The sequence below is a fragment of the Streptomyces sp. NPDC041108 genome, assembly GCF_055592645.1.
Genome location: NZ_JBVIYK010000034.1, coordinates 1 through 24,757 on the forward strand (window position 1 = coordinate 1; position 24,757 = coordinate 24,757).

Sequence of the window (24,757 nt, forward strand, 5' to 3'; positions counted from 1 at the left end):
GTCCGCTGGCTCGGCACCGGACGACAGGACTCCCTCCTCTCCGTCGACAACACCGTCGGCGTCGCCACCCCCGGAGGCGAAGCCGTATGACCACCGTCGCTGCTCAGCTGACCGCGGCCACCGCTCAGCGGCACCTGCTGCTGAACATGACCGCCAACGGATCGCTCGGCCACGAGGGCGAAGACCTCCTCGTCGTCCAGCGAGGGGAGGGCCCGTACGTCGACGACGCGGACGGCAAGCGCTACATCGACGGCCTGTCGGGGCTGTACTGCTGCCAGCTCGGCTACTCCTACGGCCCCGAGTTCGCCGAGGCAGCCGAACGGCAGCTGCGCGAGCTGTGCTACAGCCCACTGTGGACCGGCTCCGCGCACCCCTCGGCCATCGAACTCGCCGAGCGGCTGTCCCGGATCGCCCCCGTCGACATCGAGCACACCTTCTTCTCGAGCGGCGGCGCCGAAGCCGTAGAGACCGCCTGGAAGATAGCCCGTCGCTACCACGTCCTGCGCGGCGAGCCCGGTCGCACCAAGGCGATCGCCCGGCGCGGCGCCTACCACGGCCTGACCGTCGGCGCGCTGTCGCTCACCGACGACCCCGGCCTGACGGAGCCGTACGGTCCGCCGGCCATCGACACCCGGTTCGTGTCGAACACCGACCGCCACGGCCTCGCACCGGAGTTCGCGGACGACGAGGTGTACACGGCATGGCTGCTCGCGGAGTTGGAGGCCGCGATCCTGACCGAGGGCCCCGAGACCGTCGCGATGCTCATCGCCGAGCCGGTGCAGAACCGGGGCGGCTGCATCACGCCGCCCAAGGGTTACTGGCAGGGGTTGCGGGCGCTGGCCGACCGGTACGGCTTCCTGCTCGTCGCCGACGAGGTCATCACGGCCTTCGGCCGGGTCGGCGAGTGGTTCGGCGGGGACCGCTACGGCGCCCGCCCGGACATGGTCACCGTCGCCAAGGGCATCACCGCCGGATACGCCCCCCTGGGCGCGACCCTGGTCGGCGCCAAGATCACCGACGTCATCAACCGGCCGGGCGCGGTCCTCAACCACGGCTATACCTTCGCCGGGCACCCGCTGAGCACGGCCATCGCCCTGCGCAACCTGGAGATCATGGAGCGGGACCGCATCCTGGACAACGTCCGCGGTCTCCAGGGGGACCTGGCCAAGCGCATGGAGGCGCTCAAGGACCTCCCGATCGTCGGCGACGTCCGGGGCACCGGGTTCTTCTACTCCTGCGAACTCGTCGGCGACCTCGACGGCGGTGCTTTCAGCGCCAAGGCCCGAGCCGCTCTGATCGGCGATCTGATCCCGCGCCGACTGCGTGAGGCCGGCCTGCTGGCCCGCGTCTACGACCGCTCCGCGCCGCTGGTCCAGATCGCGCCCCCGCTGATCAGCGACCGGGCCGTCCTCGACCGTATCGCCGCGATCATCGCGGGCACCCTCGCCGAGGCGTCCACCCGTATCTGATCCACGTTTTGGGAAGGAAGCACATGTACTCCATCGGTCCGCTGACCGTCGCCCCGGGCGAGCGCGCCCAAGGTCTTATCCCGGTCGGCACCAGCAGCTACGGCGTGGAGCTCGGCATTCCGCTGATCGTCGTCAACGGCGTCCAGGACGGCCCCGTCCTGTGTGTGGACGCCGGCGTGCACGGCGACGAGTACGACGGCCAGGAGGCAATCCGCCGCGTGCTCGCCGAGATCGACCCGGCCACCCTGCGTGGCACGGTCGTCGGCATCCCCTGCATGAACACCCCGGCCTTCGAGGCGGCCGCCCGCGCCAGCGGCATCGACCATCTCAACCTCAACCGCATCTTCCCCGGCGACGCGGAGGGCTCCTACTCGCAGCGGCTGGCCGCCACCTTCGTGGAGCAGGTCGTGCCGGCCGTCGACGCCGTGGTCGACCTGCACACCGGTGGTGCCTACGGCGAGATCGCCCCGCTGGTCATCCTCCAAGGCGGCTACGAGGACCTGGCGACGGACCTGGCGCTCGCCGCCGGGCACGAGCTGGTCTGGAAGGGCGGCAAGTGGGGCGGCACGGTCCGCCACCCCGTCCTCGAAGCGGGCAAGCCCGCCATCACCATCGAGTGCGGTGGCGCCACGTACCGCGAGACCAACGTCGAGCAGCACATGAAGTCGATCCGCAACATCCTGCGCAGCCTCGGCCTGGTCGACGGCGAGGCGGAGCTGCGGGACACCTACACGACCGTCTCCGGCACCTTCGCCCGCTCCGCCTCCGGCGGCTTCTTCGTCGCCCGCGCCGAGCCGGGGGAGACCTGCAAGGAAGGCGACCTGATCGCCACCATCACCGACCACTACGGCAACACGCTGGAAGAGGTCAGCGCGCCGCAGGACGGCATCGTGCTCTGGGTCCGCCGGATCCGCACGGTCCGCCCGGGCGACGAGGTCGTCATCTTCGGCGAGGTGCTCGGGGAGATCCAGCCATGACCGGCGAACTGCAGCTGACCGAGCTGCTCATCGACGGCAAGCAGGTCCCGGCCGCCGACGGACGCTCCTTCACCGTCCTCGACCCGTCGAACGACACGGCCATCGCCCAGGTGGCGCTGGGCGGCAAGGCGGACGTGGACCAGGCGGTGGCCGCCGCGCGCGCGGCCTTCACCGCTCCCGAGTGGGCCGGGATGCGTGCCGCCGACCGAGGGCGCATCCTGTATCGGATCGCCGAGGCCATCCGCTACCAGGGCGAACGGCTGGCCCGCCTGGAGAGCCAGGACGTCGGCAAGCCGCTTCGCCAGGCGAAGGCCGATGTCGAAGCGGCCGCCCGCTACTTCGAGTTCTACGCGGGCGTCGCCGACAAGCTCGGCGGCGCGACGATCCCCCTCGGCCCCGGCCTGATCGACTACACCGTCCGTGAGCCGATCGGCGTCTCCGGCCAGATCATCCCGTTCAACTATCCGCTGCAGAACACCGCGAGGGGTTCCGCCCCGGCGCTGGCCGCGGGCTGCACGGTGGTGCTCAAGCCCTCACCCGAGGCGCCGCTCACCCCGCTGGAGATCGGCAGGATCGCCCTGGAGTGCGGTCTTCCGCCGGGCGTCCTGAACGTCGTCCCGGGTGACGGCGAGACGGGCGCGGCCCTCGCCGGCCACCCGGACATCGACCAGGTCACCTTCACCGGCTCGGTGCCCACCGGCATCAAGGTCGCCCAGGCGGCCGCCGCCAACGTGGTGCCCTCGGTCACCGAGCTGGGCGGCAAGTCGCCGGTCGTCGTCTTCGCCGACGCCGACTTCGACCTGGCGCTCGGCGCCGTCGCCGCCTCCGCGTTCGGCAACGCCGGGCAGACCTGCTCGGCCGGCACCAGGCTGCTCCTCCAGCGCGGTGCCGAGGAGTTCCTGGACAAGCTCGTCGCGCACGTCGCGTCCCTGCGCCTCGGCCCGGGTCTCACCGACCCGGACGTCGGCCCGCTCGTCGCCGCACGACAGCGAGACCGGGTCCTCGGCTACCTGGAACTGGCACGGCAGGAGGGCGCCGTGGCGCGGGCCGGCGGGGGCGCTCCCTCGGACCCCGAGCTGGCCGACGGCTACTTCGTCGAGCCGACCGTCCTGACCGGGCTCGACAACCAGGCCCGCTGCGCCCGCGAGGAGATCTTCGGCCCCGTCGTCACGGTCATCGAGTTCGACGACGCGGACGAGGCGCTGGAGATCGCCAACGACAGCCCGTACGGCCTCGCCTCCTACGTGTGGACCCGTGACATCGACAAGGCGATGCGCATGGCGGAGGGCATCCGGGCCGGCCAGGTGTATGTCAACGCCACCGGCGTCGGCACCGGCGTCGAGCTTCCCTTCGGCGGCTACAAGCACAGTGGCTGGGGCCGCGAGAAGGGCCTCGAAGGCCTGGCGAGCTACCTGCAGACCAAGAACGTCTGTATCGGGTTCGGCAACCGGTCATGAGATACCGCACGCTCGGTGAGCGCGGTCCGACCGTCTCGGTGGTCGGCGTGGGCGGCAACAACTTCGGCAGCCGTCTCGACGAGGACGGCACGAAGGCCGTCGTCCACGCCGCCCTCGACGCCGGGATCACCCTGTTCGACACCGCCGACATGTACGGCGGGTCGGGTGAGCGGGGTGGCTCGCGCGGTGACGGCGAACGCCTGCTGGGCGCCGCCCTCAAGGGCCACCGGGACGACATCGTGCTCGCCACCAAGTTCGGCATGGCGATGAACCGGGATGCCGACCTGTACGGTCCGCGCGGAGCCCGTGCCTACATCCGGTACGCGGTGGAGGCATCACTGCGCCGGCTCGGCACGGACCGTATCGACCTGTACCAGTACCACGAACCGGACGGCGTCACGCCGTTGGAGGAGACGGTCGCCGCGCTCCAGGAGCTGGTCGACGAAGGAAAGATCCGCTACATCGGCTGCTCCAACCTCCCGGCCGATCAGGTCACGTACGCCTTCGTGTCCACCCAGGCGCGCTACCACCTGCTCGACCGCGAGGCGGAACAGGACCTGATCCCGGCCTGTCTGCACCACGGCCTCGGACTGCTGCCGTACTACCCGCTGGCCAACGGCCTGCTCAGCGGAAAGTACCGCCGCGGCGAGGAGCCCCCGCCCGGCAGCCGCCTGTCCTGGCGCCAGGGCTGGCTCACCGACGCGGCCCTGGACAGGGCCGAGGCGCTCACCCGGTACGGCACCGACCGTGGCCTGACCCTCCTCGGGGTCGCGGTCGGCGCACTGGCGGCCCTGCCCGCCGTCGGCTCCGTCATCTGCGGAGCCATGACCCCCGAACAGGTCACCGCCAACGCGGCGGCGGCCGACTGGATACCGAGCCCGGCCGACCTGGCCGAGCTCGACGCGATCGTCGCCCCCGGCGAACGCGTCGTCTGAAGTCCCCACCCCTCAGAAAACCCCGAGAGAGCAAGGCTGGACACCATGCGAGAGATCGTCACCTTCGACGCCTATGCCACCCTGATCAACTTCGAGCTCGGTCCCACCACCCTGAAGGTCCTGGAGGACCGGCTCGACCTGGACAACCTGGACGTCGACGAGTTCCTCGACGACTTCCGCGTCATGCGCTTCCAGGCCGTCCTGGAGGCCTACCGCCCTTACCACGAGGTCCTGCACTCCAGTCTGCGCAACGCCATGCGCCTGCACGGCCTGGAGTACCGGGAGACCGACGGCGAGGCCCTCGTGGACGCCGTCCCCACCTTCGGCCCCTGGCCGGAGGTCCCGGAGGCCCTGCGGCAGCTGAAGACCAAGTACGAGATCGCCATCATCTCCAACTCCGACGACAACCTGATCGCGCGTAACGTGGAGAACATCGGCGTCGAGTTCGACTACGTCATCACCGCCCAGCAGGCCGGCGCCTACAAGCCGGACCGCCAGACCTTCAAGCACGCCTTCCGGACCATGGGTGTCGAGTCGTCGCAGGTCATCCACGTCGCCCAGGGCTGGGAGTACGACCACATCCCGACCCGCGACCTGGGCCTGAAGCGCCGGGTGTGGATCAACCGCTACGGCCGCAAGGGCAGCGCCGACTACCAGCCGTACGACGAGCTGCCCGACCTGTCGGGCCTGCCGAAGCTGCTCGGCTGCTGACCGACGGCGCAACGGCGAAACAGACCGAGAACACAGAGGACGCACGCCATGAAGCAGATCCCCTACTGGATGGACACAGCCCCCGCCCTGCCCGACCGTTCCGGGAAGGACCTGCCCGACGAGGCGGATGTGGTGGTGATCGGCGGCGGCCTCACCGGCCTGTCCACCGCTTACCACGCCGCCCGCAAGGGCGCCCGGGTCGTCCTGGTCGAGAAGGACCAGGTTGGTTCGGGAGCCTCCGGGCGCAACGGCAGCCACTGCAACCCCGGCATCACCATCAGCCCGGCCCAGGCCCGCCAGCGCTACGGGCAGGAACGTGCTCGCGAGCTCTACGACGCGTTCCGCGTCGCAGTGGACCTCGTCGAGGAGATTGCGGTCAAGGAGAAGATCGACTGCGACTTCCACCGTGCCGGGCGCCTCGGCTTGGCCTGCAAGCCCAAGCACCTCGAGGGCATGCACGCCAAGCAGCGCGACCTGGCCGAGAACTTCGGCCACGAGACGGTCGTCCTGAGCAAGAGCGAGCTGCGCGCCGAGCTGGGCTCGGACTACTACCACGGCGCTCTGCTCGACCCGCTCGGCGCAGCCCTGCACGTGGGCAAGTTCGTCGTCGGCCTGGCAGACGCCGCCGAGCGTGCCGGTGCCGAGATCCACGAGCGCAACGCCGCCACCGGCCTCACCCGCCTCCCTGGCGGCGGCTTCGTGGTGGAGACCATGCGCGGCACCATCCGTGCCAAGCAGGTGATGGCGGCGACGGATGCCTACACCGACAATTCGATGCCGTGGTTCCGCAAGCGGCTGATCAACGTCGGCAGCTTCGTCATCGTCACGGAGCCGCTGGGGGAGGCGCGCGCCAAGGAGCTCATCCCCAACGGCCGCCTGCTGGTCGCCCATAAGAACGTCGGCAACTACATCCGTCTCACCCCGGACAACCGCCTCGCCTTCGGCGGCCGGGCCCGCTTCGCCCCGTCCAACCCGGCGTCCGACGTCAAGAGCGGGGACATCCTCAAGCGGGAGATGACGGAGATCTTCCCGCAGCTGGCGGGGGTGCGCATCGACTACGTGTGGGGTGGCATGGTCGGCTTCTCCTGGGACCGCATTCCGCACGCGGGCGAGGTCAACGGCCTCTACTACTCCATGGGTTACTGCGGCCACGGGGTCCAGATGGCCACGTACATGGGCCGCGCGGTCGCCGAGATGATGGACGGCAACCCGGAGGCCAACCCGCTGCGCGGCTTCGGCTTCCCGAAGGTGCCCGTCCCCTTCTACAACGGCACACCCTGGTTCCTGCCGTTCGGCGGTGCCTATTACAAGGCGAAGGACCGCCTTCTCTGAGCAGGTGCCGACACACCGGTGACACCGCGGGGCCTTCCGTGCAGCGGCGCGGAAGGCCCCACCATGCCTCCCGAGAGAGGGCCCGAGCCCCATGACCGCCGTCACCCGCATCGAGCACGATCTGCTCGGCCACCGGGACGTTCCCGCCGATGTCCATTGGGGTGTTCACACGCTGCGCGCCACCGAGAACTTCCCCATCACCGGGACGCCGATCTCCGCCTACCCGCACCTCATCGACGCCCTCGCCGCCGTCAAGGAGGCCGCCGCCCTTGCCAACGAGGAGCTCGGGCTGCTGGAGGCGAAGAAGGCCGCCGCCATCGTCGCCGCCTGCCGGGAGATCCGCTCCGGCAAGCTGCACGACCAGTTCGTCGTGGACGTCATCCAGGGCGGCGCCGGCACGTCGACCAACATGAACGCCAACGAGGTCGTCGCCAACCGGGCGCTGGAGCTGCTGGGGTTCCAGAAGGGGCAGTACCGGCACCTGCACCCCAACGAGGACGTCAACCTCGGCCAGTCCACCAACGACGTCTACCCGACCGCCGTGAAGATCGCGACGGTGTTCGCGGTGCGCGGGCTGCTCAAGGCCATGGCCGTACTTCAGGACGCGTTCGCCCGTAAGGCCGTCGCATTCCGCGCCGTGCTCAAGATGGGCCGTACACAGTTGCAGGACGCGGTGCCGATGACCCTCGGTCAGGAGTTCTCCGCGTTTGCCGTCATGATCGACGAGGACCGGTCCCGTCTTGCCGAGGCCGTCGAACTGATCCATGAGATCAACCTGGGTGCGACGGCCATCGGCACGGGGCTGAACGCCCCCGCCGGGTACGCAGAGTCGGTGCGCCGCCACCTCGCGGAGATCACCGGGCTGCCGCTGGTCACCGCCGCCAATCTGGTGGAGGCCACCCAGGACTGCGGCGCGTTCGTGCAGATGTCCGGCGTCCTCAAGCGCATCGCCGTCAAGCTCAGCAAGAGCTGCAACGACCTGCGGCTGCTGTCGTCCGGTCCGCGCGCGGGTCTCGGCGAGATCAACCTGCCGCCGGTGCAGGCCGGTTCGTCGATCATGCCGGGCAAGGTCAACCCGGTGATCCCCGAGGTCGTCAACCAGGTCGCCTTCGAGGTCATCGGCAACGACGTCACCATCACCATGGCCGCCGAGGCCGGACAGCTCCAGCTCAACGCCTTCGAGCCGATCATCCTGCACTCCCTGTCGGAGTCCATCACCCACCTGCGGGCCGCCTGTCTGACGCTCGCGGAGCGCTGCGTGGACGGCATCACCGCCAACACCGAGGCACTGCGCGCGAGCGTGGAGAACTCCATCGGCCTGGTCACCGCCCTCAACCCCTACATCGGCTACACGGCGGCCACCGACATCGCCAAGGAGGCGCTCGCCACCGGCCGGGGCGTGGCCGAACTCGTCCTGGAGAAAGGCCTGTTGCCTGCCGAAACACTCGCCTGCCTGCTGCGGCCAGAGGTCGTCGCCGGCAGTGGTCAGGTACTGCCCTGACGCCGCTGAGACCGGTATCGGCACGTCGGCGACTGAGGAGGAACGAACATGAGACTGCAGGGCGTGAACGCCGTGATCACCGGAGCATCGAGCGGCATCGGGCAGGCGGTGGCCTCCCACTTCCGTCGCGAGGGCGCCAACCTGCTGCTCACCGGACGGCGACCCGAGCTGCCCGAGAGCCACCCGGACGATCTCTACCTCCCGGGCGACCTCAATGACGAGTCCTTCGTCTGCGAACTCGCCGCCGGAGCGGTGGATCATTTCGGTGACGTAGGAGTGGTCGTCCTCTGCCACGGACTTCAGAAGTCCGGCCCGCTCTCGGAGACGACCGCCGATGACGCACGCGATGTGCTCCACAGCAACCTCCTGAGCGCCTTCCTGGTGATGAAGCACCTGATGCCGCTGGCTCCCCGGTCCGGGGGGTCGATGGTGTGCGTCAGCTCTCGCCTCGGCATGGTCGGCATGCCGAACCAGACCTTGTACTCCGCCGCCAAGGGCGGCCTCATCGCGCTCGCCCGCGGCGCCGCCATCGAATGGGCGCCCCGAGGCGTCCGCGTCAACGTGGTGGCGCCCGGTCTGACCATGACGCCGATCATCGAGGCCTCGTTCCAGCGACGCCCCGACCCCGCTGCCTACCGGCGCGTCAGAGAGGACTCCATCCCGCTCCGCAGGCTCGCCACACCCGAGGAGGTCGCCGACGCGGTCCTCTTTCTCGCCTGCCCGGAGTCGTCGTACGTCACCGGCGCCGTCCTGCCCGTGGACGGAGGCTACACGGCGTTCTGAGCCCCACGGCGCGAGCGCCGGTCATGCCCCGGCCCGACCGCGCGTCACCAGTCCGCGTCGCTCCATTGGTCCAGCAGCGCCTCGGTCATGTCCGCGTCGGGTTCGGCCGACGCGCTGTGGAGCGACTGCTCCGTCCAGATCACCTTGCCGCGGGGCAGGTACCGGGTGCCCCAGCGCTGCGTGAACTGGGCGACGAGGAACAGGCCCCGCCCGCCCTCGTCGGTGTCGGCCGCCCGGCGCAGGTGCGGTGAGGTGCTGCTGCCGTCGGCGACCTCACAGATCAGGCTGGAGCCGTCCCGGAGCACCCGCAGCCGTCTTGGCTCGGCGCCGTAGCGAATGGTGTTGGTGACCAGTTCGCTGATCACGAGTTCGGTTGCGAAGGCGAGATCCTCCAGCCCCCACTCCGTGAGGCGGCGGGCCACATCGGCTCTGATCCCGGCGACGGCGGCGGGATCTGCGGGCACCTCCCAGTCGGCGACCAGGGAGGGATCCAGCAGGCGGGTCCGCGCGACGACCAGGGCGATGTCGTCGCTCGGACGGGCCGGCAACAGGGCATCGAGGACCGCCCGGCACGTTTCGTCCGGGGTCCGGCCCGGGCCTGCCAGGGCCTCGCGCAGCATGTCCAGACCGGTGTCGATGTCCCGGTTCCGGTCCTCGACCAGACCGTCGGTGTACAGGACCAGCTGGGAACCCTCGGGCAGGGTGAACTCGGCACTCTCGAAGGGCAGGCCGGCGCCCAGCCCCAGCGGCGGGGAGACAGGCACCCGCATCTGCTCGACCGTGCCGTCCGGGTGCACCAGGACCGGTTCCGGGTGCCCGGACCTGGCAAGCGAGCACCGCCCGGCCACCGGGTCGTAGACGGCGTACAGGCAGGTCGCTCCCGTGATGGCGCCGCTGTCGTTCCCCTCGCCGTCGCCCCCTTCGCTGTCGACCCGGGTGACCAGCTCGTCCAGATGCCTGATCAACTCGTCCGGTGCGAGATCCAGGGACGAGAAGGTGCGCACCGCGGTGCGCAGCCGGCCCATGGTGGCCGCGGCGTGCAGACCGTGGCCGACGACATCGCCGACGACCAGCGCGACCCGGGCCCCGGGCAGCGGAATGACGTCGAACCAGTCGCCGCCCACGCCGGCCCGGGCGGGCAGATAGCGGTGGGCGACCTCGACGGCTGACTGGTCGGGCACGGAGCGTGGCAGCAGACTGCGCTGCAGGGTCACGGCGAGGGCGTGCTCGCGGGTGTAGCGGCGGGCGTTGTCGATGGCCACCGCGGCGCGGGCGGCGAGTTCCTCGGCGAACGCCAGGTCCTCTTCTCCGAAGGCGTCCTGCTCCACACGCCAGAAGTTGACCATCCCCAGCACCACGCCGCGGGCTTGCAGGGGCACGGTGATCAGGGAATGGAGACCGGAGTCCAGGATGCGCCGGGCGCGTTCGGGGGACTGAGCCCGCCACTCGTGCGAGGTGGTCAGGTCGGCGACCATGAGGGGCCGGCCGTGCTGGACGCTGACGGCCGTGAGGTTACCGGGCAGGAAGCGGATGAGCTCGCCCACCGGGTAGAGAGGCCAGGCCCCCTTCACCCCGTGTACCGCCGTGCGGCGCATCTCAGGGCTCGGCCCGGCCGGCTCGTCACCCTCCAGGACCGGATCCTGAAGGTCGACCGTGACGACCTCGGCGAATCGGGGGACAGCCACGGCGGCCAGTTCCTCGGCGGTGCGCTTCACGTCCAGCGTGGTGCCGATGCGCACTCCCGCTTCGTACAGCAGGCGGAGCCGTTCCCCGGTCACGGCTGCCCGGCCCGCCAGGGCCTGCAACTCAGTGGTGTCGCGCAGCGTGGCCACACTGCCACGCCGGCCACCGTGTCCGTCGACGGGCCGGATATTGAGCGCGAGCAGTCGGTCACCGGCCAGATGGATCTCGTCGGTGACGGTCCGGCCCGAGCGGAGCAGCTCCGTGGTCTCTGTTTCCAGGCCCAGTTCCGTGACGCGGCGCTGCTCGGCGTCCACGGGCAGGTTCAGCAGGCGTCGTGCCTCGTCGTTGGCCAACAGCAGCCGTCCGTCACCGCCGACGATCAGGACCCCCTCCCGCACCGCGTGCAGCACCGCGTCGTGGTGTTCGTACATCCGGGTCATCTCGGCCGGGTCCAGACCGTGGGTCTGGCGACGCAGACGGCGCGACACCAGTGCCGTACCTCCCGTGACCAGGGCCAGTGCCCCGCCGACGGAACCCAGCAGGAGCGGCATCTGGTGCCGCACGACGGCGTTCACGCTCTTGACCGTCACCCCGACCGACACGAAGCCGACGATCCTCTCCCCACTGGTGTCGAAGACCGGAACTGTGGATTCCACAGCCAGGCCGAGGCTGCCCTCGAAATCCTGGGTGAAGGGCCGGCCGGCAGCCGCCCCCTCGCGAAGGCCGAAGACATGCTCCCCGATCAGGCTCGGGTCCGGGTGGGTCCAGCGATATCCCCGCGGATCGATGGCGACGACGAAGTCGACGCCCGTCAGCTTGCGTGTCTCCTCCGCCCGGGGCTGCAGTACGGCGCTCGGGTCGGCCGACTTCATCGCGTCGACCGTCCCGGGGGCACGCGCGAAGGTCTGGGCGACTCCCAGCGAGAGCTGGCGGGCCTCCTGCGTACTCGTGTACCGGGCTTGCAGGACGAGCGCCACGCCCGCCGCGGCGCCGAACAGGACGACCAGCAGCAACTGCCAGAGGAACACCTGCCCTGCCACGCTGCGCGGATTCAGCACGGAACGCGCCGGGGGTCCCTGCGACGAGGTGTCGGGTTCCCGGAGTCCCTCCCCGCGCTCGCGTGGCGCGGAGGGGGACACCGCACGCGGACGCCGGCGGGCGAAGAGATCGGACAGCCGATCAGTGACGCTTTTCCTCTTCACGGGACGCTCCTCCGGCGCGGCGCACGGGGCTGTGGCATCGGGAGGGCGAGGTCACGCGGGCTCCGGGCCCGCTCCCGCCGTGTCAGGGCCGCGCCCATTCCTGCCAGCGCTTGGTCACGTCTTCCATGTTCTTCACCCACCAGTCGACGTCGAGGTCGAAACCGGTGTACAGGTGCTCCGGGGAGCTGGCCAGGTCCGCGGCCTCTCTGGGCAGGTACCTGTAGGCGGCGGGTACGACCGGGCCCATGGGATAGGCCTTGGCGAAATCGGACTGTACCTCGGGGCGCAGGGCGAAGTCGATGAGCCGGTAGGCGGCGTCGACGTTACGTGCGCCCTTGGGGATGCCGAAGCCGCTGCTCTGGCGGCGGGCGCCGTTCCACTGGTACGCCAGCGGTGCGCCCTGCTTGATGAGCACGCTCGGGCGCCCGTGCCAGACGCTGGAGAGCAGGACCTCTCCGCGTTCCAGCAGGTCACCCGGCGTGGCACCGTCGACCCAGAATTCCCGTACGTCGTCCCTTACGGCGTCGAGGGCGCGGAAGGCGCGGTCGATGTCGAGGGGATAGAGCCGGTCGAGGGCGACGCCGTCGGCGAGAAGGGCGAACTCCAGCTCCGGCGGGCCCGCGTCCGGGCTCTGCAGGGCACGGCCGCCCGGGAACACGCGCGTGTCCCAGAAGTCCGCCCATGACCGGGGCGCTCTCCCGTCGAACTGGTCGGTGCGGTAGGCCATGACACTGGCCCAGTAGTTCTTGCCGACGCCGTGGGAGGTGAGCAGGGAGTCGGCGATGCCCGCGTTCCTGGCGTTCTCCAGCCGGTCGTAGTCGAGCTCCAGCGTGGCGTCGGCCCTCTCGAAACGAGCCAGCGCGCTCATGTCGATGTCGATGAGGTCGAACTGCGGCCGGCCCTCCTCGATCTGCGCGAGCATCTGCGCGTACCGGGGGATGTTGACCACATCGACCTTGATACCGGTCTCCTTGCTGAACGGCTCGTAGACCGCCTCGCGGTTTGCCGCGCCGTAGGCGCCGCCGATATCGCGGACGACGAGCGTCTTGCTGCTCCCGGGGGCATCACCGTCGTGTCGGGCACCGTCGCCGCATGCGGTGAGGGAAGTGGCGGCGATGCCTGCCGCGGTTCCGCCGACCGCGCGCAGGAACGCCCTGCGGCCGATCCTGACCTCCGTCACCGTGCGCCTCCCGCGAAGCCGGTTTGCGGCGCCCACCGATGGGGCTGTTCACGGAGGCGCCGCCCACGCTGTCGCGTGGGCGAAGGCCGGATCATGGGGCAGCCCGGGCGAGGTGAGCCCGGTCACGCCATGGTAGGGCCATCCGTCACGGATGGCGTGACCTGGACTTCGATCTCATTGGTTGAGAGTTCACTTGTCGAGATGGATCAAGATCGGGACAGATCGAGTCGGGCGCCGTAGCGAGTCCGTCAACGCGCTCGACCACGCGGACGCCGAGCCCAGCCCCCGCCTCCTGCCGCACGCACCGGCCAGCTGAGCCGGCCGCGGGGCGGTACTCGCGTTTCGCGGGCCGCTCCCGTCCGTTGCCTCCGTCGACGGTTGCCCGTCTCAGGACTGAACGGCCGAGCGCAGCTCGGGCAGGGACAGGACCTCGTCCAGCGCGTCGACGTAGAGATCCACGTGCTCGCGGCGGAAGGTCATGGGCGGTTTGATCTTCAGTACGTTGTCGTGCACGCCGTTGGGGAAGACGATGACGCCTCGCTCCTTCATGAGTTCGGTGACCATGAAGGCCTGCTCGGTCGCCGGCATTCTGGTGGTGCGGTCGCGGACGAGTTCGACGCCGAGGTAGAGCCCTTCCGCCCGCACATCACCGATGAGCGGTTGGCGCTGCTGGAGTTCGCGCAGCGACTGGGCGAAGTACCCGCCCACGCTCACGGCGTTCTCCCTCAGCCCGTCCTGCTCGACGATGTCGAGCACGGCCTCGCCGATCGCGCAGGAGACCGGGTTGCCGCCGAAGGTGTTGAAGTACTTCATGCCCGTGTCGAACGCGTCGGCGATCTCCCGAGTCGTGACCACCGCCGCGAGGGGATGCCCGTTCCCGAGCGGCTTGCCCATCGTGACGATGTCCGGGACCACCCCCTGGAGCTCGAAACCCCACCAGGGCCCGAGTCGTCCGACGCCGACCTGGACCTCGTCGGAGATGCACAGGGCGCCCGCCCGCCTGGCGGCGGTGAACACGCCGTCGAGGTAGCCGTCGGGGAACACGATGTTCCCGCCCGATCCCATCAGGGACTCGGCGATGAAGGCGGCCGGGGGCCGGCCGTCGGCCGAGATCCGCTCGATGACGGCCGCGGCGTCGCGCGCGTACTTGGCTCCGGCGTCCGCGTCGTCGTACCCGTAGGCGCTGCGGTAGCGGTCCGGGATGACGACCTCGTGGGTGGTCGCGGGTGCACCGGCGCCGCCGGGGCCCTTGTAACGGTTCGGGCTGATCCCGGTCACCACGCCGGTGTTGCCGTGGTACGCGCCGTCGATGTTGACGATGTGCTGCCGACCCGTCACCTGGCGGGCGATCCGCAGCGCCAGGTCGTTCGCCTCGCTGCCCGTGCACACGAGGAAGACGACCTCGAGCGGGTCGGGCAGCGTGGCCACCAGCTTCCGCACGTAACTGGCGATCTGCGGGTAGACGAAACGGCTGTTGGTGTTGAGCTTGCGCAGCTGCCGGGTGGCGGCGGCCGTCACCCGTGGTTCGGCATGGCCGACGTGGGTGACGTTGTTCAGCGAGTCCAGATAGGCCAGGCCGTCCTCGTCGTGGAACCACACGTCCCGCCCACGCACCAGGTTCATCGGGTCGCGGTAGTAGTTGCGCTGGGAGCGGGCGATGTGGCGACGGCGCACTGAGACGACGTCGTCGATGGTGGGGGTGGCGGCGGGGGACTCGGTGCACCCGAGGAGCCGGGCGGGGTCGGGTGACAGGTGGCTCCACACCTGCCGTGCGGAAGGCGGCACGACACGAGGCGGCGGCCACGTGGCCATCCGTGCGGTGCGGTGGACCTGTACCTGGACGCGAGGTCCGAGGGGGTCCGTCACATGGCTCGCGCGGGCCCGTCCCAACGGCGCCCCGGCCGGGACTGTCGCCGCGACGGGCGGCGAGTCGTCGAGCCCCCACCAGCACGTCCAGAACTCCACACCCTGGACCGCATGTCGCAGCACCAACGGCATACCGGGGCCACCGCGGGCCTCGACGACGCCGGACAGCGGGCTGGAGACCTCCTCGGCGTCGGCCACGATCAGCGAGCCGCCGATCTGAACCGTCGCGGGCTCGTCGGCTCCCGGGCGGCGCCGGCCCCCCAGGAGCAGGGAGGCGCTGAGGTGGGGCACGTAGCCCCGCCGCCGCCGTCCGCCGAGGGCGTCGTCGATGCGCGCGCGCATGGCCCTCGCGTCGTGCCAGTCGACTTCGTCGTAGAGATCACTGGCCGGTCGCAGGTCGAGCAACCGGGGGGCCGGTGTGCGTGGGGCACCGTCTCGGGCCGCCTCCGCCAGGACGTCTTCGAAGCCCTCCTGCTCCGGCGTCCGGGGGAGCCCACAGGCGACCCGGAACATCGCCTCGGCGACGTCGGGGCAGACCTCGGCCACCTGCGCGATCGTCGGCCAGGTGTGTTGCATGCGGGTCCGCCCGTACGGCGTGTCGCTCTCGGCGACCCGGCGCGTCCACGTCACGGCGTTCATACACAGCCGGGCGGCCGCCAGGGGATAGACAGCCGCCAGTTCCTCCGCCGTGAGGGGGAGCACCGAGTGGAAGCCGGCCACCACTTCGGCCGCCGCGGCGAGCGGGTCGGCCTTGCGGACCATGGCGTAACCCGCCGCGATCGCCACCTCCGCCGCGCGCACACTGTAGAGCGAGTCGCCCAGGTCGACGATGCCCGAGATCCGCAGCACCCCGTCCTCGTCGGCGTCGGCCAGGACGTTGGCGTCATTGAGATCCTGGTGTACGACGCTCCGCGGCAGTCGGTCCCATGCCGGCAGGAGATCGTCGTACCAGCCCATGATCGTGCGCACCGACTCCCGCCGGTCCGCGTCCTGTACAGCGTGCAGCGACGCCTCCACGATCTCGGAGGCCCGGCGCATGTCCCAGTCGTGCGGTTCCAGGCCCACCGGTGGCTCCATGCCGGAGAGTCCGAGGCTCAGCCGTCCAGCGGCTTCTCCCAGCTGACGCAGAAGCGCCGCGGGATGGTCGTCGAGATCCGCCAGGACCCGGCCCTCGAGCCAGCTCATCACGCGGACCACATGCGTTCGGCCCTCGTGGACGACGCCGGCGAGGAACTTCCCCTCGCGTGTCGGGACCAGTCGTGGCACCGGAAGGTCGGGAACGGTGGAAGCCAGATGCTGGAGGAGTGCGTTCTGCCAGAGGACGTCGGCCGAGTCCGGCTCCGCGCGGGTGACCCGTACGAAGTAGCGCATGCCGTCGTCGCCGGTGATCCGGACGTTCTGGTCGACCTCCCCTCCCAGTGGGTGCTGGACATATCCCTCGAGTCCGAAGGACTGCCGCAGCACCTGATCGAGGAGCGAGCCCGGTAGTTGGCCTGTGTGACCTGGGATGGCCGTGCCGTCCAGGCCGGTGGTGGTCGCTGAGGTCATCGGTGCGTTCTCTCTCGTCGTCAGGTCGCTTCACTCACCGTGGGCCCCGTGTACGGCTGCAGGGGGGCGTGACGGTCCTCGGCCCTCGCCTTGAGCTCGGCGTAGTCTCCGGGGGAGTCCTGGGTGATCTCGATCCCGCTCCCACCAGGAGGCGATGACCAAGGCAGCCGAGCCGGCCGGCCAGCAGCTGCTCCACGCGCTGGTCACGAGCCCTCTGCAGCCCGAGGTGATGCCTCAGTGGAACACCGAGGTGAATACGGCAACAAGGGACGCGGGGCCGCGACATCGACCTTGTATTTTGTGCCTGTGCACAATCTCGGCTGTCATCGGGAGAGGCGGTCCTCATGAGTGACCCGGAACGCGGTCAGGGTGGGCCCCGCCAGGACGCCGTCCAGGCGATCGCGCGCCGGCTCCTCGACGAACGACTCGACGAACTGACCTCTCGTGCTCTCGAGAAGCTGGAAGCCGAGGAAGCCGCCTACGCGTCGGCGGACTGGGACCCGGTCCAGAAGCGTGAGGGGATGCGACGAACGCTCGAACTCGCCCTGACCCGGCTGGCCGGCGGTCCCCTGCCCCGGACGGTCTCGCGCGCCACCGAGGACGTGGGACGCGAGCGCGCGGAACAGGCGTTCCCCCTGACCGCTCTGATGCACTCCTTCCAGCTGGACCTCAGGACCCTGTGGGAGGCCGTGCTCGCGGAGGGGCGAGCACGTGGCATCAGCGCCGATCCCGACTTCCTCGACGGACTGATCCGCGTATGGGAGGCGACGGAGGCCAACAGCGCCGAAGTCGTCGACGCCTACCGCCGCACCGAGCGCGACCTGGCGAGCCGTCGGAAGGAGGTGCGCAACCGCGCCTTCAGCCGTCTCGTCCTGGAAGGTGAGCACGATGTCTCCACGGTCGCCGAGGCCTCGACGTTGCTGGGCTTCTCCGAGCACGTGGCCCTGACCGTGGTCGTGGTCGAATCCGTTCCTGTCGAAGACCCGGCTCTGTCTCAGGTCGACGGTGCGCTGCGTCGGGGCGACCTGCTGCACCACTTCGGATGGATGGGCGACGAACTCCTCGGCATCGTCCGTCACGGACGGTGCGATCAGGAGACCATGCTCGCCATGCTCCGGCCGTTCGCTCCGTGGCGCTGCGGCGTCGCGGAAGTCCCCGGGCTGGCGCTGACGGCACGGGGCATCCGGTTCGCGCGTGCCGCGATCCGCAGCTCCGCCCAGCCCGGGGTGCGGCATGTGGAGGGCCACTGGGTCGGGGCGATCATGTCGGCGCAGGAGGAACTCACCGGTGCGATGGCCGCCGGTGTGCTGCGCCCGCTCCTCGGGCTGCGCGACCGCGACAGCATCCTCGAGACCCTGCGCTGGTACTTCGACCTGGGCTCGGTTGCCGAGGTGGCCGCACGCACCTACCGTCACCGGAACACGGTGGGCAATCGCCTGCAGGCCGCGGAAGAGGCGACCGGGCTGAAGCTGTCCCGACCGCACGACGCCGCCCGGCTGGTCCTCGCCCTGGCCTGGCTGGAGACGGACGCGGGCGCCCGCTTCCGGGCGACGGTGTCCTGATCCGAGAGGCCCACAGCCAAGGCGTGGCGGTCAGAGGTCACGCACCCTTGCGCGCATGCGCGCAGCGGCGGCAGTTCGTGCCGGAACCGCTCATGGTGCCTCTCGCAGACGCATGCGGTTCTGCAGGAACTGCATGCTGTCCCTGGCAACATGCAGTTCCCTGGCAACAGGCTGTCCCTGGCGACGGATTGTGCACAGGCACAAGATACGCGGTTGATCTCGCGGCCTCATGTCCCTTGTTGCCGCGTTCTGCGCGGTGCTTCACTGACGCATCACCCCGGGTCGGAGAGGACTCCTCGCACTCGGAGCAGTGACTCGGGCACCCCTCGGCCCCCGTGCCTTCCCGACAGGTCGCCGCCGATATCGCGGCAGCCGCCTTGCCCCCGGAGCGGCGGACCCCGCCGCACTCGACGAGATCGGGACCCTCAGGGAACGGGGTGTCCCATATTTCCTGAAAGAGGTTGAACGCCATGCGTCAGATCGTCACCTTCGATGCCTACGGCACCCTGGTCGACTTCCAGCTCGGCCCCACCACCCTGAAGGTCCTGGCCGACAGGCTGGACCTGGACGGCCTCAACGTCGACGAGTTCCTCGACGACTTCCGCGTCATGCGGTTCCAGGCCGTCCTGGAGGCCTACCGCCCCTTCCGCGAGGTGCTGCACTCCAGCCTGGAGGCAGCCATGCGTCTGCACGGCCTGGAGTACCGGAAGTCCGACGGTGAGGCCCTGGTCGAGGCCGTGCCCACCTTCGGCCCCCACCCCGAGGTCCCGGCAGCCCTGCGGGCGCTGAAGTCCCGGTACGAGATCGCCATCATCTCCAACACGGACGACGACCTCATCGCCCAGAACCTGGCCAACATCGGCGTCGAGTTCGACCATGTCGTCACCGCCCAGCAGGCCAAGGCGTACAAGCCGTCCCGGCAGACCTTCGAGTACGCCTTCCAGGCCATGGACATCGACCCCGCCCAGGTCATCCACGTGGCGCAGGGCTGGGAGTACGACCTCGTGCCCACCCGCGACCTCGGCCTCGCTCGCCGTGTGTGGATCAACCGCTACGAATTCCACAGCGGCAGCGCCGACTACCGGCCCTACGACGAGCTGCCCGACCTGTCCGGCCTGCCGGCCCTCCTCGGCTGCTGAGGCCGGGAACCAGGAGATGGGGTGGTAGTAGGCGGCGTCTCACCGGCCTGTCCATGGGCTACCACGCGGACGCGGCACGCAAGGGCGCCCACGTCGTCCTGGTGGAGGGGGACCAGGTGTATTGATCACGAGCGTGTTGACACTGGCCGGGCTTGGTCATGGCGAAGACCTCCGGTGTGGTGGAGGTGTCGAGTCTTCACCGCACGGAGGTCTTCTGTCCCACCGTAGTTCCCGGCTGACCGTTCACGGCAGGCGGCTGGTTTGTGAGAGTGCCGACGGGCCGGACCAAGTGATGTCCAGGTCCGGCCCGTGCTCTCGCCCCTATAGGTCGAGCTGATACTGGAGTGTCGTGTGTGTGGGCACGTAGCCGAGGCTGTCGCTGATGTGTCTCATGTGCGTGTTGCTGTCGGCGGTGTCGGTCAGGAGGCCGCCGAGGTCTGGATAGCGCCCGTGGGCTTGTCGGATCGACTCGGCCTTCATCCATCGGCCGAGGCCGTGTCCGCGGTGTTCGGGCAGCACGCCGGTGCCGTAGTGCTGGCCGTCACCCGTGCCGCTGCCGGGGACGACGAGTTCTGTGAACCCGGCGATCGAGTCGTTGGAGGTGTCGATTGCGACGACCGTGTGCAGCTGGTCGCCGCGATCTTCAACGGCCTTCGCCGCGGCCCGGACCCGGTCCACGTCCCAGACCACAGTGCCGTAGTCGGTGTCGTCCATGGGCATGTCGTCCATGGCCCGGCGTGAGGCGGCAAACGTTTGGGCGAGGTCGTCAGGGACGGCTCCCTGCCATGACGCCAGCTGGTAGCCGGGATGCGGACGCTCGATGATCTCGGCGAGCGCGATGGCGTCCATGCCGGCCAGTGGCAGGCGGGCGAACCTCAGGGTGAGCACCTTGCGGAAGCCGCGGGCCGGCAGGAAGTGATCGCCGGGTGATCCGGCCTCGGCCTGCGCGACAAGGCAGCGTCGGGCGTTGTCCCGGGCGGCGGCCACGGCAGCGTCGAGGAGCCGGGAGCCGACGCGCTTGCGCCGCTCCACGGGGTGGACGTGGAGGGCCAGTTCGGCCAGGTGCCCTTGTCCGCCATCGAACAGGCGCAGAAAGGCCGTCCCGACGGGGATGGAATCGGCGTCGGACGCCAGCCATGCAAGGCGTCGACTGTGCGCCCCGTGAGCGGGGTCGGTCAGTGGGGTGATGCGGAGCGACAAGGTGTCTCCGTCGTGAGGAGGTAGCAAGGGTCAGTACGCGGGCTCAACTGCTGGGCACTCCTGCGCATGTGCTCCACACCTCCTCGTCGACAGTGCCGGTCCGGAACGACATGGACGGCTGGGTGAACTTAGCTGGCCCATCGGTTCCTCGGCAAAGGGTTAACTGAAGGCCGCCGAGCTTCTTGCGGTTGCGGATCTGGTCTCTCTTCTGCGGGATCGTGCATCGGATCCCGCGTCGGCGAAGGCCGGCCCGGTTCCTCCGGGAGCCGTACGCCTTGTCCGCACGCACCTTGTCAGGCCGTGTGCGGGAACGTCCCAGCCCCGGCCGGGGGACTCGGAGCCGTTCCAGGACCGGTTCGAACTGTGGGGAGCCCCCGCCCTGTCCGGCCGTGATGACGATGGACGTGGGCTTTTGCCCCTGCTCGACTGCGAGACGGACCTTGGTGGTCGGCCCGCCTCGCGAGCGCCCGAGCCGTGGTCGTCCGGCTCGATCTCGACGCCGCCGGGCGGCTCCTTCTGGAGATCCCCCTTTTCGACCGCCCCGGGGGCGTGCTGACGGGGGCGCGGCACACCGTTGAGTCCACGCTGACATCCCAGGTGATCAGGCCGTTCTCGTCGGCCTGGGTCTGCAGTTCGGTGAAGACTCGCTTCCACGTGCCGTCGCGAAGTGGATGACCGCCGTCCGTCCGTCGCACATCGGCTACGCGGCCGCCGCCCGGATGTGCGAGAAGCCCTCTCACCAGGACGAACGCGATGGGCCCCGTGACCCAGGGCGGACTGCTCGGCCGGGAACATCCCACGGCGCAGCTCACCCCGCCGCCGCCGACCCCGGTTCTCCTCGTGGGCGGTTGACGACGCTGGACAGGGTGAGCGCGGTGACCGTGTCCCGTACGCCGGGCATCTGGGCGATGTCCTCCCAGATGACTCGCACGCGTTCCAGCGAGGCCGCTTCCAGGCGCACCATGATGTCGAAGTCGCCACTGAGGATCTCGCAGATGACGACCTCGGGGATGCGTTTGAGCGCGGCCAGGACGTCGCCTCCGCGCATGCGGTCCTGGCGGTGGACGAGGACCAGCGCCGTGACGACACTGCCGGTGTCGTGGCCCGCGCGGACGATGGTGTAGCCGGCGATGTGTCCCTGGCGCTCCAGCCGCTCGATGCGCTGGCGCACCGCGTTGCGGGACAGCAGCACCTTGGCGGCCAGCTCGGAGTGCGAGATGCGGGCGTTGCGGGTCAGCTCGGCGATGATCTTCTCGTCGATGGCGTCCACAGCGGACCGTCTCCTTCGCGAATCGGGCGAGGTTGCGAACCCCTGCGGCAAGGGGGACTGCCGCAGACCTTGAGGCGGCGTGGCCACGGCAACCGCCCGGACTCCCTGCTGTTCCGGGAGGGTGTTCCGCGAGGGAGGAGTCTCCGGCGCGACCGGGTGCCGGACGCGAGGCCATGGCGGTGGGCCTTCGGCGGGCCGTCCCTCCGATCGACGCGGACCAGGCTGGTCGCGGAGCTTCTAGCGCTGTGCCGGTCGCTTGGCCGCCCTGTCGCCGGCCACGTCGCCGGACGGTGTGGCGGCACCGAGTGTCGAGCCGCGAGTCCACTCCGGCCGGCCTTGGTGGCGGCCCCTTCGTTCTCCAGCACCAGTCGATGTCCGTGTCGAAGCCCTTGTCGTAGTGGTTGGGCGCACCGGCGAGTGCGTTGCGCTCGCCCTCCGTGAGCCGGGGTGGGCCACCTGGGCGGACGGGCTCGACGGGACGACCGGTTCCCTGGGACGGGGGCGGTTGAGCGGGCCGGCATGAGGCCCGCTAGTCGTGGGGGGTGGCGATGGCGGCTAGGTGCGTGCCGGGGCGCACGGTCAGCCCGTTCATGTTGTAGATGATCGTTCCGGTGGAGACGGCGGAGACCTTGTGTTCAGTGCCGTCGACCGGGTCGATGACGCGGCCGATGGTCTGTCCCTCGGTCACCTCGTCACCGGTGACCGCGTCCGGGTACCAGAGACCTGAGACCGGAGATTCGACCTCGCCCGTCCAGATCCAGTCGCGCGGCTGCACGGTCACCGGTGCGAGGTCCTGCGGCGCCTCGATGACGCCGAGGTGGTGCAGGAGCCGGTACAGACCGTCGAGGAGTCTGCGTACGGTGACCGGGTGCCGGTCGCCGAGTTGCCCGGTCTCGACGAGGATCGCGGGGATCCCCTGCCGGTTGGCCGCGGCGTGGCTGTTGCCGCCGTCCGGGCTGGTGCCGAAGATGACCCGCTCGTATCCGACCGCGTGGGCCATTCCCTTGATCTTCGCGCCCAGTTCGTCGTCGGAGGCCAGTCGGTAGCCGACGAAGTCGAGCAGTTGCTGGTCGATTCCGCCGCTGTGCAGGTCCACGTAGGCGTCGGCGCCGTCGATCAGGTGCTCGAACAGCCAGGCCGCCATCCGGTCGGTGGGGCCCCCGTCCTTGTCGCCGGGGAAGACGCGGTTGATGTTCACGCCGTCCAGCGGGGAGATGTTGAGCCTGCCCCCGTACACGGCCGGGGGGTTGGCCACGGGGCAGATCACCACCTGGCCGGCGACCTCTTCCGGTTCCAGCAGCCCGGCCAGGCGGGTGGCGGCGTCGACGCCGATGAACTCGCCGCCGTGGACACCACCGGTGATCACGACCCTGGGGCCGGGCCGGGAGCCGTTGACGAGGATCAGGGGCACCTCCGCTGTCGTGGTGCCGAGGTCCGCGGACAGACTCCCTCGGGTCTTCCGGCCGGGCTCGGCCGTCAGCGGGCCGATGGTCAGGGTCATGGCTTACCTCGTTCGGGCTCAGGCCGCGGTGCGGTGGGTTGTGGTGATGAAGTCGATCGGCTGGGAGGTGCGGCCCTCCAGGGCGAGGTCCGCGGCGATGTCGCCCAGGGCGGGCGAGATCTTGAAGCCCTGGCCGGAGAAGCCGGCCATCAGGATGATGTCGTCGCAGCCCGGCAGGGGGCCGACCAGCGGGCGAGTGCTGTCGGTGTAGCCCTCCATGAACACGGACAGGCGCACCGGGTCGGGATTCAGGCCGGGCAGGTGGCGTCGCACCGCCGTGGTGAAGGTCTCCAGTTCCTCCGGTGCGACGGTCCGGTTCAGTCGATTGGGGTCGTCCACGGGCTTGTGGTACGGCTGGGGGAGGCCCAGCTTGACGGTGAGGCCGTCCGGGGACGGGATGCCGTAGAAGGGGATGTCGCCGCAGCGGATGAAGGCGGGACGCTCGGCGTCTGCCGGATGGTCCTCGTGGGGCAGGAACCAGGCGCTGATCGCACGGTAGACGCTCACTTCCCACGGCAGGTCGGGGAGCAGGTCGCCCACCCAGGGGCCTGGCGTGACGACCGCGGCGTCGAAGCGCTCGGTGTCGGTGTCGGTGCGGATCTCCACGCCTCCTCCGGCGACGGGAGTGACTTCCCGCACCGGCGTGTAGCGGCGGATCCGGGCCCCCAACTCCTCGGCACGCCGGGCCGCGGTCTGGACCGTCAGCTCGGGGCGGACGAATCCCGCGTGGGAGTCGAGGACCACCAGGTCACCGTCGCCGACGCGGAACTGCGGGAAACGCTTCGTCATCGCCTCGGCGTCGATCATCTCGTGGTCGAGGCCGTGCTCGGCGATGCCGGCCATGACGTTACGCATCTCGGGGTCGTCGGCCGGCCCCATGACCAGGGCTCCCGTCAGACGGCGCAGTTCCCTCCCGGTCTCCGTCTGCAACTGCTTCCAGAGGGCGTCGGCGTGCCGGACGAGCGGCACATAGCGGCTGTCGTGGGTCTGGACGCTGCGGAAGACCCGGGTCTCACCGCCGGCGGCGCTTCGGTCGTGGCCGGGTGCGTAGCGGTCGTAGCCGACGACCTCGGCGCCGCGGGCCGCCAGCCGCCAGGCGGCCTGGCTGCCCATCGTTCCGACGCCGACCACCGCGACGCGCTTCCTGGCAGCTGACACAGGACTTTCCTTTCGTAGCGCCGGTCCGCAAGCTGGGCCCCAAGCGGGAGGATGCTGTGCGGCGACTTGGAGGGGGCGCGCCCCTTGGGCCCCAAGGCTCGTGTCCGTCCCGAATCCGGGGAGCCACCCTGCTCGTCATATTCGTGCCACAATGTGGCATGCTGTGCTATTATCTGGCACATAGAATGGCGGCGGTTCAGAGGGGAGTCAAGAGGTCCCAGCGGATGGCCGCGTGACTCGACCTCACCTCACTCGTGACTCGCCCGGGCTTCGTGCACTGGCG

Annotated in this window: 18 protein-coding genes; 10 read left to right on the forward strand and 8 right to left on the reverse strand. The window is 70.0% G+C overall.

Annotation, left to right across the window (positions count from 1 at the left end; all coding sequences use genetic code 11):
- Positions 1–86: 86 nt before the first annotated feature.
- From ACZ6BB_RS41005 to ACZ6BB_RS41040, 8 genes are all read left to right on the forward strand, one after another.
- On the forward strand, positions 87–1,469 hold the full coding sequence (locus tag ACZ6BB_RS41005) for an aminotransferase class III-fold pyridoxal phosphate-dependent enzyme (RefSeq protein ID WP_471620181.1): 1,383 nt from the start codon (positions 87–89) through the stop codon (positions 1,467–1,469).
- A gap of 23 nt (positions 1,470–1,492) precedes the next feature.
- A complete protein-coding gene (locus ACZ6BB_RS41010) occupies positions 1,493–2,446 on the forward strand; it encodes a succinylglutamate desuccinylase/aspartoacylase family protein (protein WP_471620182.1) in 954 nt (317 codons plus the stop codon).
- A complete protein-coding gene (locus ACZ6BB_RS41015; RefSeq protein WP_471620183.1) occupies positions 2,443–3,903 on the forward strand; it encodes an aldehyde dehydrogenase family protein in 1,461 nt (486 codons plus the stop codon). The genes ACZ6BB_RS41010 and ACZ6BB_RS41015 overlap by 4 nt, the downstream gene beginning before the upstream one ends.
- On the forward strand, positions 3,900–4,838 hold the full coding sequence (locus tag ACZ6BB_RS41020; RefSeq protein WP_471620184.1) for an aldo/keto reductase: 939 nt from the start codon (positions 3,900–3,902) through the stop codon (positions 4,836–4,838). The genes ACZ6BB_RS41015 and ACZ6BB_RS41020 overlap by 4 nt, the downstream gene beginning before the upstream one ends.
- Positions 4,839–4,883: 45 nt before the next feature.
- Positions 4,884–5,549 (forward strand): haloacid dehalogenase type II, encoded by a 666-nt coding sequence (locus ACZ6BB_RS41025; protein ID WP_059085101.1) that lies wholly within the window; start codon positions 4,884–4,886, stop codon positions 5,547–5,549.
- A 48-nt stretch (positions 5,550–5,597) separates the two neighbouring features.
- A complete protein-coding gene (locus ACZ6BB_RS41030; RefSeq protein ID WP_471620185.1) occupies positions 5,598–6,881 on the forward strand; it encodes an NAD(P)/FAD-dependent oxidoreductase in 1,284 nt (427 codons plus the stop codon).
- A 91-nt stretch (positions 6,882–6,972) separates the two neighbouring features.
- On the forward strand, positions 6,973–8,382 hold the full coding sequence (gene aspA / locus ACZ6BB_RS41035) for an aspartate ammonia-lyase (protein WP_471620186.1): 1,410 nt from the start codon (positions 6,973–6,975) through the stop codon (positions 8,380–8,382).
- Between the two features lie 48 nt (positions 8,383–8,430).
- Positions 8,431–9,165 (forward strand): SDR family NAD(P)-dependent oxidoreductase, encoded by a 735-nt coding sequence (locus tag ACZ6BB_RS41040; RefSeq protein WP_471620187.1) that lies wholly within the window; start codon positions 8,431–8,433, stop codon positions 9,163–9,165.
- 44 nt (positions 9,166–9,209) lie between these two features.
- On the opposite strand, the gene ACZ6BB_RS41045 is transcribed toward ACZ6BB_RS41040, so the two are convergent.
- The 3 genes from ACZ6BB_RS41045 to ACZ6BB_RS41055 all read right to left on the reverse strand — a co-directional run bounded on the left by ACZ6BB_RS41045 (position 9,210) and on the right by ACZ6BB_RS41055 (position 16,644).
- Entirely contained in the window at positions 9,210–11,906 is a 2,697-nt protein-coding gene (locus ACZ6BB_RS41045) for a SpoIIE family protein phosphatase (protein ID WP_471620202.1), read from the reverse strand.
- Between the two features lie 226 nt (positions 11,907–12,132).
- Complete coding sequence (locus ACZ6BB_RS41050) at positions 12,133–13,230, reverse strand: ABC transporter substrate-binding protein (protein ID WP_471620188.1); 1,098 nt, start codon at positions 13,228–13,230, stop codon at positions 12,133–12,135.
- A gap of 387 nt (positions 13,231–13,617) precedes the next feature.
- Positions 13,618–16,644 carry an aminotransferase class III-fold pyridoxal phosphate-dependent enzyme gene (locus tag ACZ6BB_RS41055; protein WP_471620189.1) on the reverse strand — a complete coding sequence of 1,009 codons (3,027 nt, stop codon included), beginning with the start codon at positions 16,642–16,644 and terminating at the stop codon, positions 13,618–13,620.
- A gap of 344 nt (positions 16,645–16,988) precedes the next feature.
- On the opposite strand from ACZ6BB_RS41055, the gene ACZ6BB_RS41060 reads away from it, so the two are divergent.
- Both ACZ6BB_RS41060 and ACZ6BB_RS41065 read left to right on the forward strand, forming a co-directional pair.
- Positions 16,989–18,206: an RsbRD N-terminal domain-containing protein gene (locus ACZ6BB_RS41060; protein WP_471620190.1), complete on the forward strand. Its 1,218-nt coding sequence runs from the start codon at positions 16,989–16,991 to the stop codon at positions 18,204–18,206.
- 470 nt (positions 18,207–18,676) lie between these two features.
- Complete coding sequence (locus tag ACZ6BB_RS41065) at positions 18,677–19,345, forward strand: haloacid dehalogenase type II (protein WP_471620191.1); 669 nt, start codon at positions 18,677–18,679, stop codon at positions 19,343–19,345.
- 321 nt (positions 19,346–19,666) lie between these two features.
- Here ACZ6BB_RS41065 and ACZ6BB_RS41070 read toward each other — a convergent pair whose 3' ends face one another.
- The 5 genes from ACZ6BB_RS41070 to solA form a co-directional block, all read right to left on the reverse strand.
- Positions 19,667–20,545 (reverse strand): GNAT family N-acetyltransferase, encoded by an 879-nt coding sequence (locus tag ACZ6BB_RS41070; RefSeq protein WP_471620192.1) that lies wholly within the window; start codon positions 20,543–20,545, stop codon positions 19,667–19,669.
- Between the two features lie 43 nt (positions 20,546–20,588).
- Complete coding sequence (locus tag ACZ6BB_RS41075) at positions 20,589–21,137, reverse strand: transposase (RefSeq protein WP_471620193.1); 549 nt, start codon at positions 21,135–21,137, stop codon at positions 20,589–20,591.
- A gap of 216 nt (positions 21,138–21,353) precedes the next feature.
- Positions 21,354–21,815, reverse strand: coding sequence for an Lrp/AsnC family transcriptional regulator (locus tag ACZ6BB_RS41080; protein ID WP_471620194.1), 462 nt, complete (start codon positions 21,813–21,815; stop codon positions 21,354–21,356).
- Between the two features lie 529 nt (positions 21,816–22,344).
- Positions 22,345–23,316 (reverse strand): succinylglutamate desuccinylase/aspartoacylase family protein, encoded by a 972-nt coding sequence (locus ACZ6BB_RS41085; protein ID WP_471620195.1) that lies wholly within the window; start codon positions 23,314–23,316, stop codon positions 22,345–22,347.
- An 18-nt stretch (positions 23,317–23,334) separates the two neighbouring features.
- Complete coding sequence (gene solA, locus ACZ6BB_RS41090; protein ID WP_471620196.1) at positions 23,335–24,474, reverse strand: N-methyl-L-tryptophan oxidase; 1,140 nt, start codon at positions 24,472–24,474, stop codon at positions 23,335–23,337.
- Positions 24,475–24,757 lie beyond the last annotated feature (283 nt).

Excerpts from the sequence above, each read along its gene's own strand:
- ACZ6BB_RS41005 (WP_471620181.1), top strand. The coding sequence starts at position 87 with ATGACCACCGTCGCTGCTCAGCTGACCGCGGCCACCGCTCAGCGGCAC.
- ACZ6BB_RS41010 (WP_471620182.1), top strand. The coding sequence starts at position 1,493 with ATGTACTCCATCGGTCCGCTGACCGTCGCCCCGGGCGAGCGCGCCCAA.
- ACZ6BB_RS41015 (WP_471620183.1), top strand. The coding sequence starts at position 2,443 with ATGACCGGCGAACTGCAGCTGACCGAGCTGCTCATCGACGGCAAGCAG.
- ACZ6BB_RS41020 (WP_471620184.1), top strand. The coding sequence starts at position 3,900 with ATGAGATACCGCACGCTCGGTGAGCGCGGTCCGACCGTCTCGGTGGTC.
- ACZ6BB_RS41025 (WP_059085101.1), top strand. The coding sequence starts at position 4,884 with ATGCGAGAGATCGTCACCTTCGACGCCTATGCCACCCTGATCAACTTC.
- ACZ6BB_RS41030 (WP_471620185.1), top strand. The coding sequence starts at position 5,598 with ATGAAGCAGATCCCCTACTGGATGGACACAGCCCCCGCCCTGCCCGAC.
- aspA (WP_471620186.1), top strand. The coding sequence starts at position 6,973 with ATGACCGCCGTCACCCGCATCGAGCACGATCTGCTCGGCCACCGGGAC.
- ACZ6BB_RS41040 (WP_471620187.1), top strand. The coding sequence starts at position 8,431 with ATGAGACTGCAGGGCGTGAACGCCGTGATCACCGGAGCATCGAGCGGC.
- ACZ6BB_RS41055 (WP_471620189.1), bottom strand. The coding sequence starts at position 16,644 with ATGACCTCAGCGACCACCACCGGCCTGGACGGCACGGCCATCCCAGGT.
- ACZ6BB_RS41060 (WP_471620190.1), top strand. The coding sequence starts at position 16,989 with ATGAGTGACCCGGAACGCGGTCAGGGTGGGCCCCGCCAGGACGCCGTC.
- ACZ6BB_RS41065 (WP_471620191.1), top strand. The coding sequence starts at position 18,677 with ATGCGTCAGATCGTCACCTTCGATGCCTACGGCACCCTGGTCGACTTC.
- ACZ6BB_RS41075 (WP_471620193.1), bottom strand. The coding sequence starts at position 21,137 with ATGTCAGCGTGGACTCAACGGTGTGCCGCGCCCCCGTCAGCACGCCCC.
- ACZ6BB_RS41085 (WP_471620195.1), bottom strand. The coding sequence starts at position 23,316 with ATGACCCTGACCATCGGCCCGCTGACGGCCGAGCCCGGCCGGAAGACC.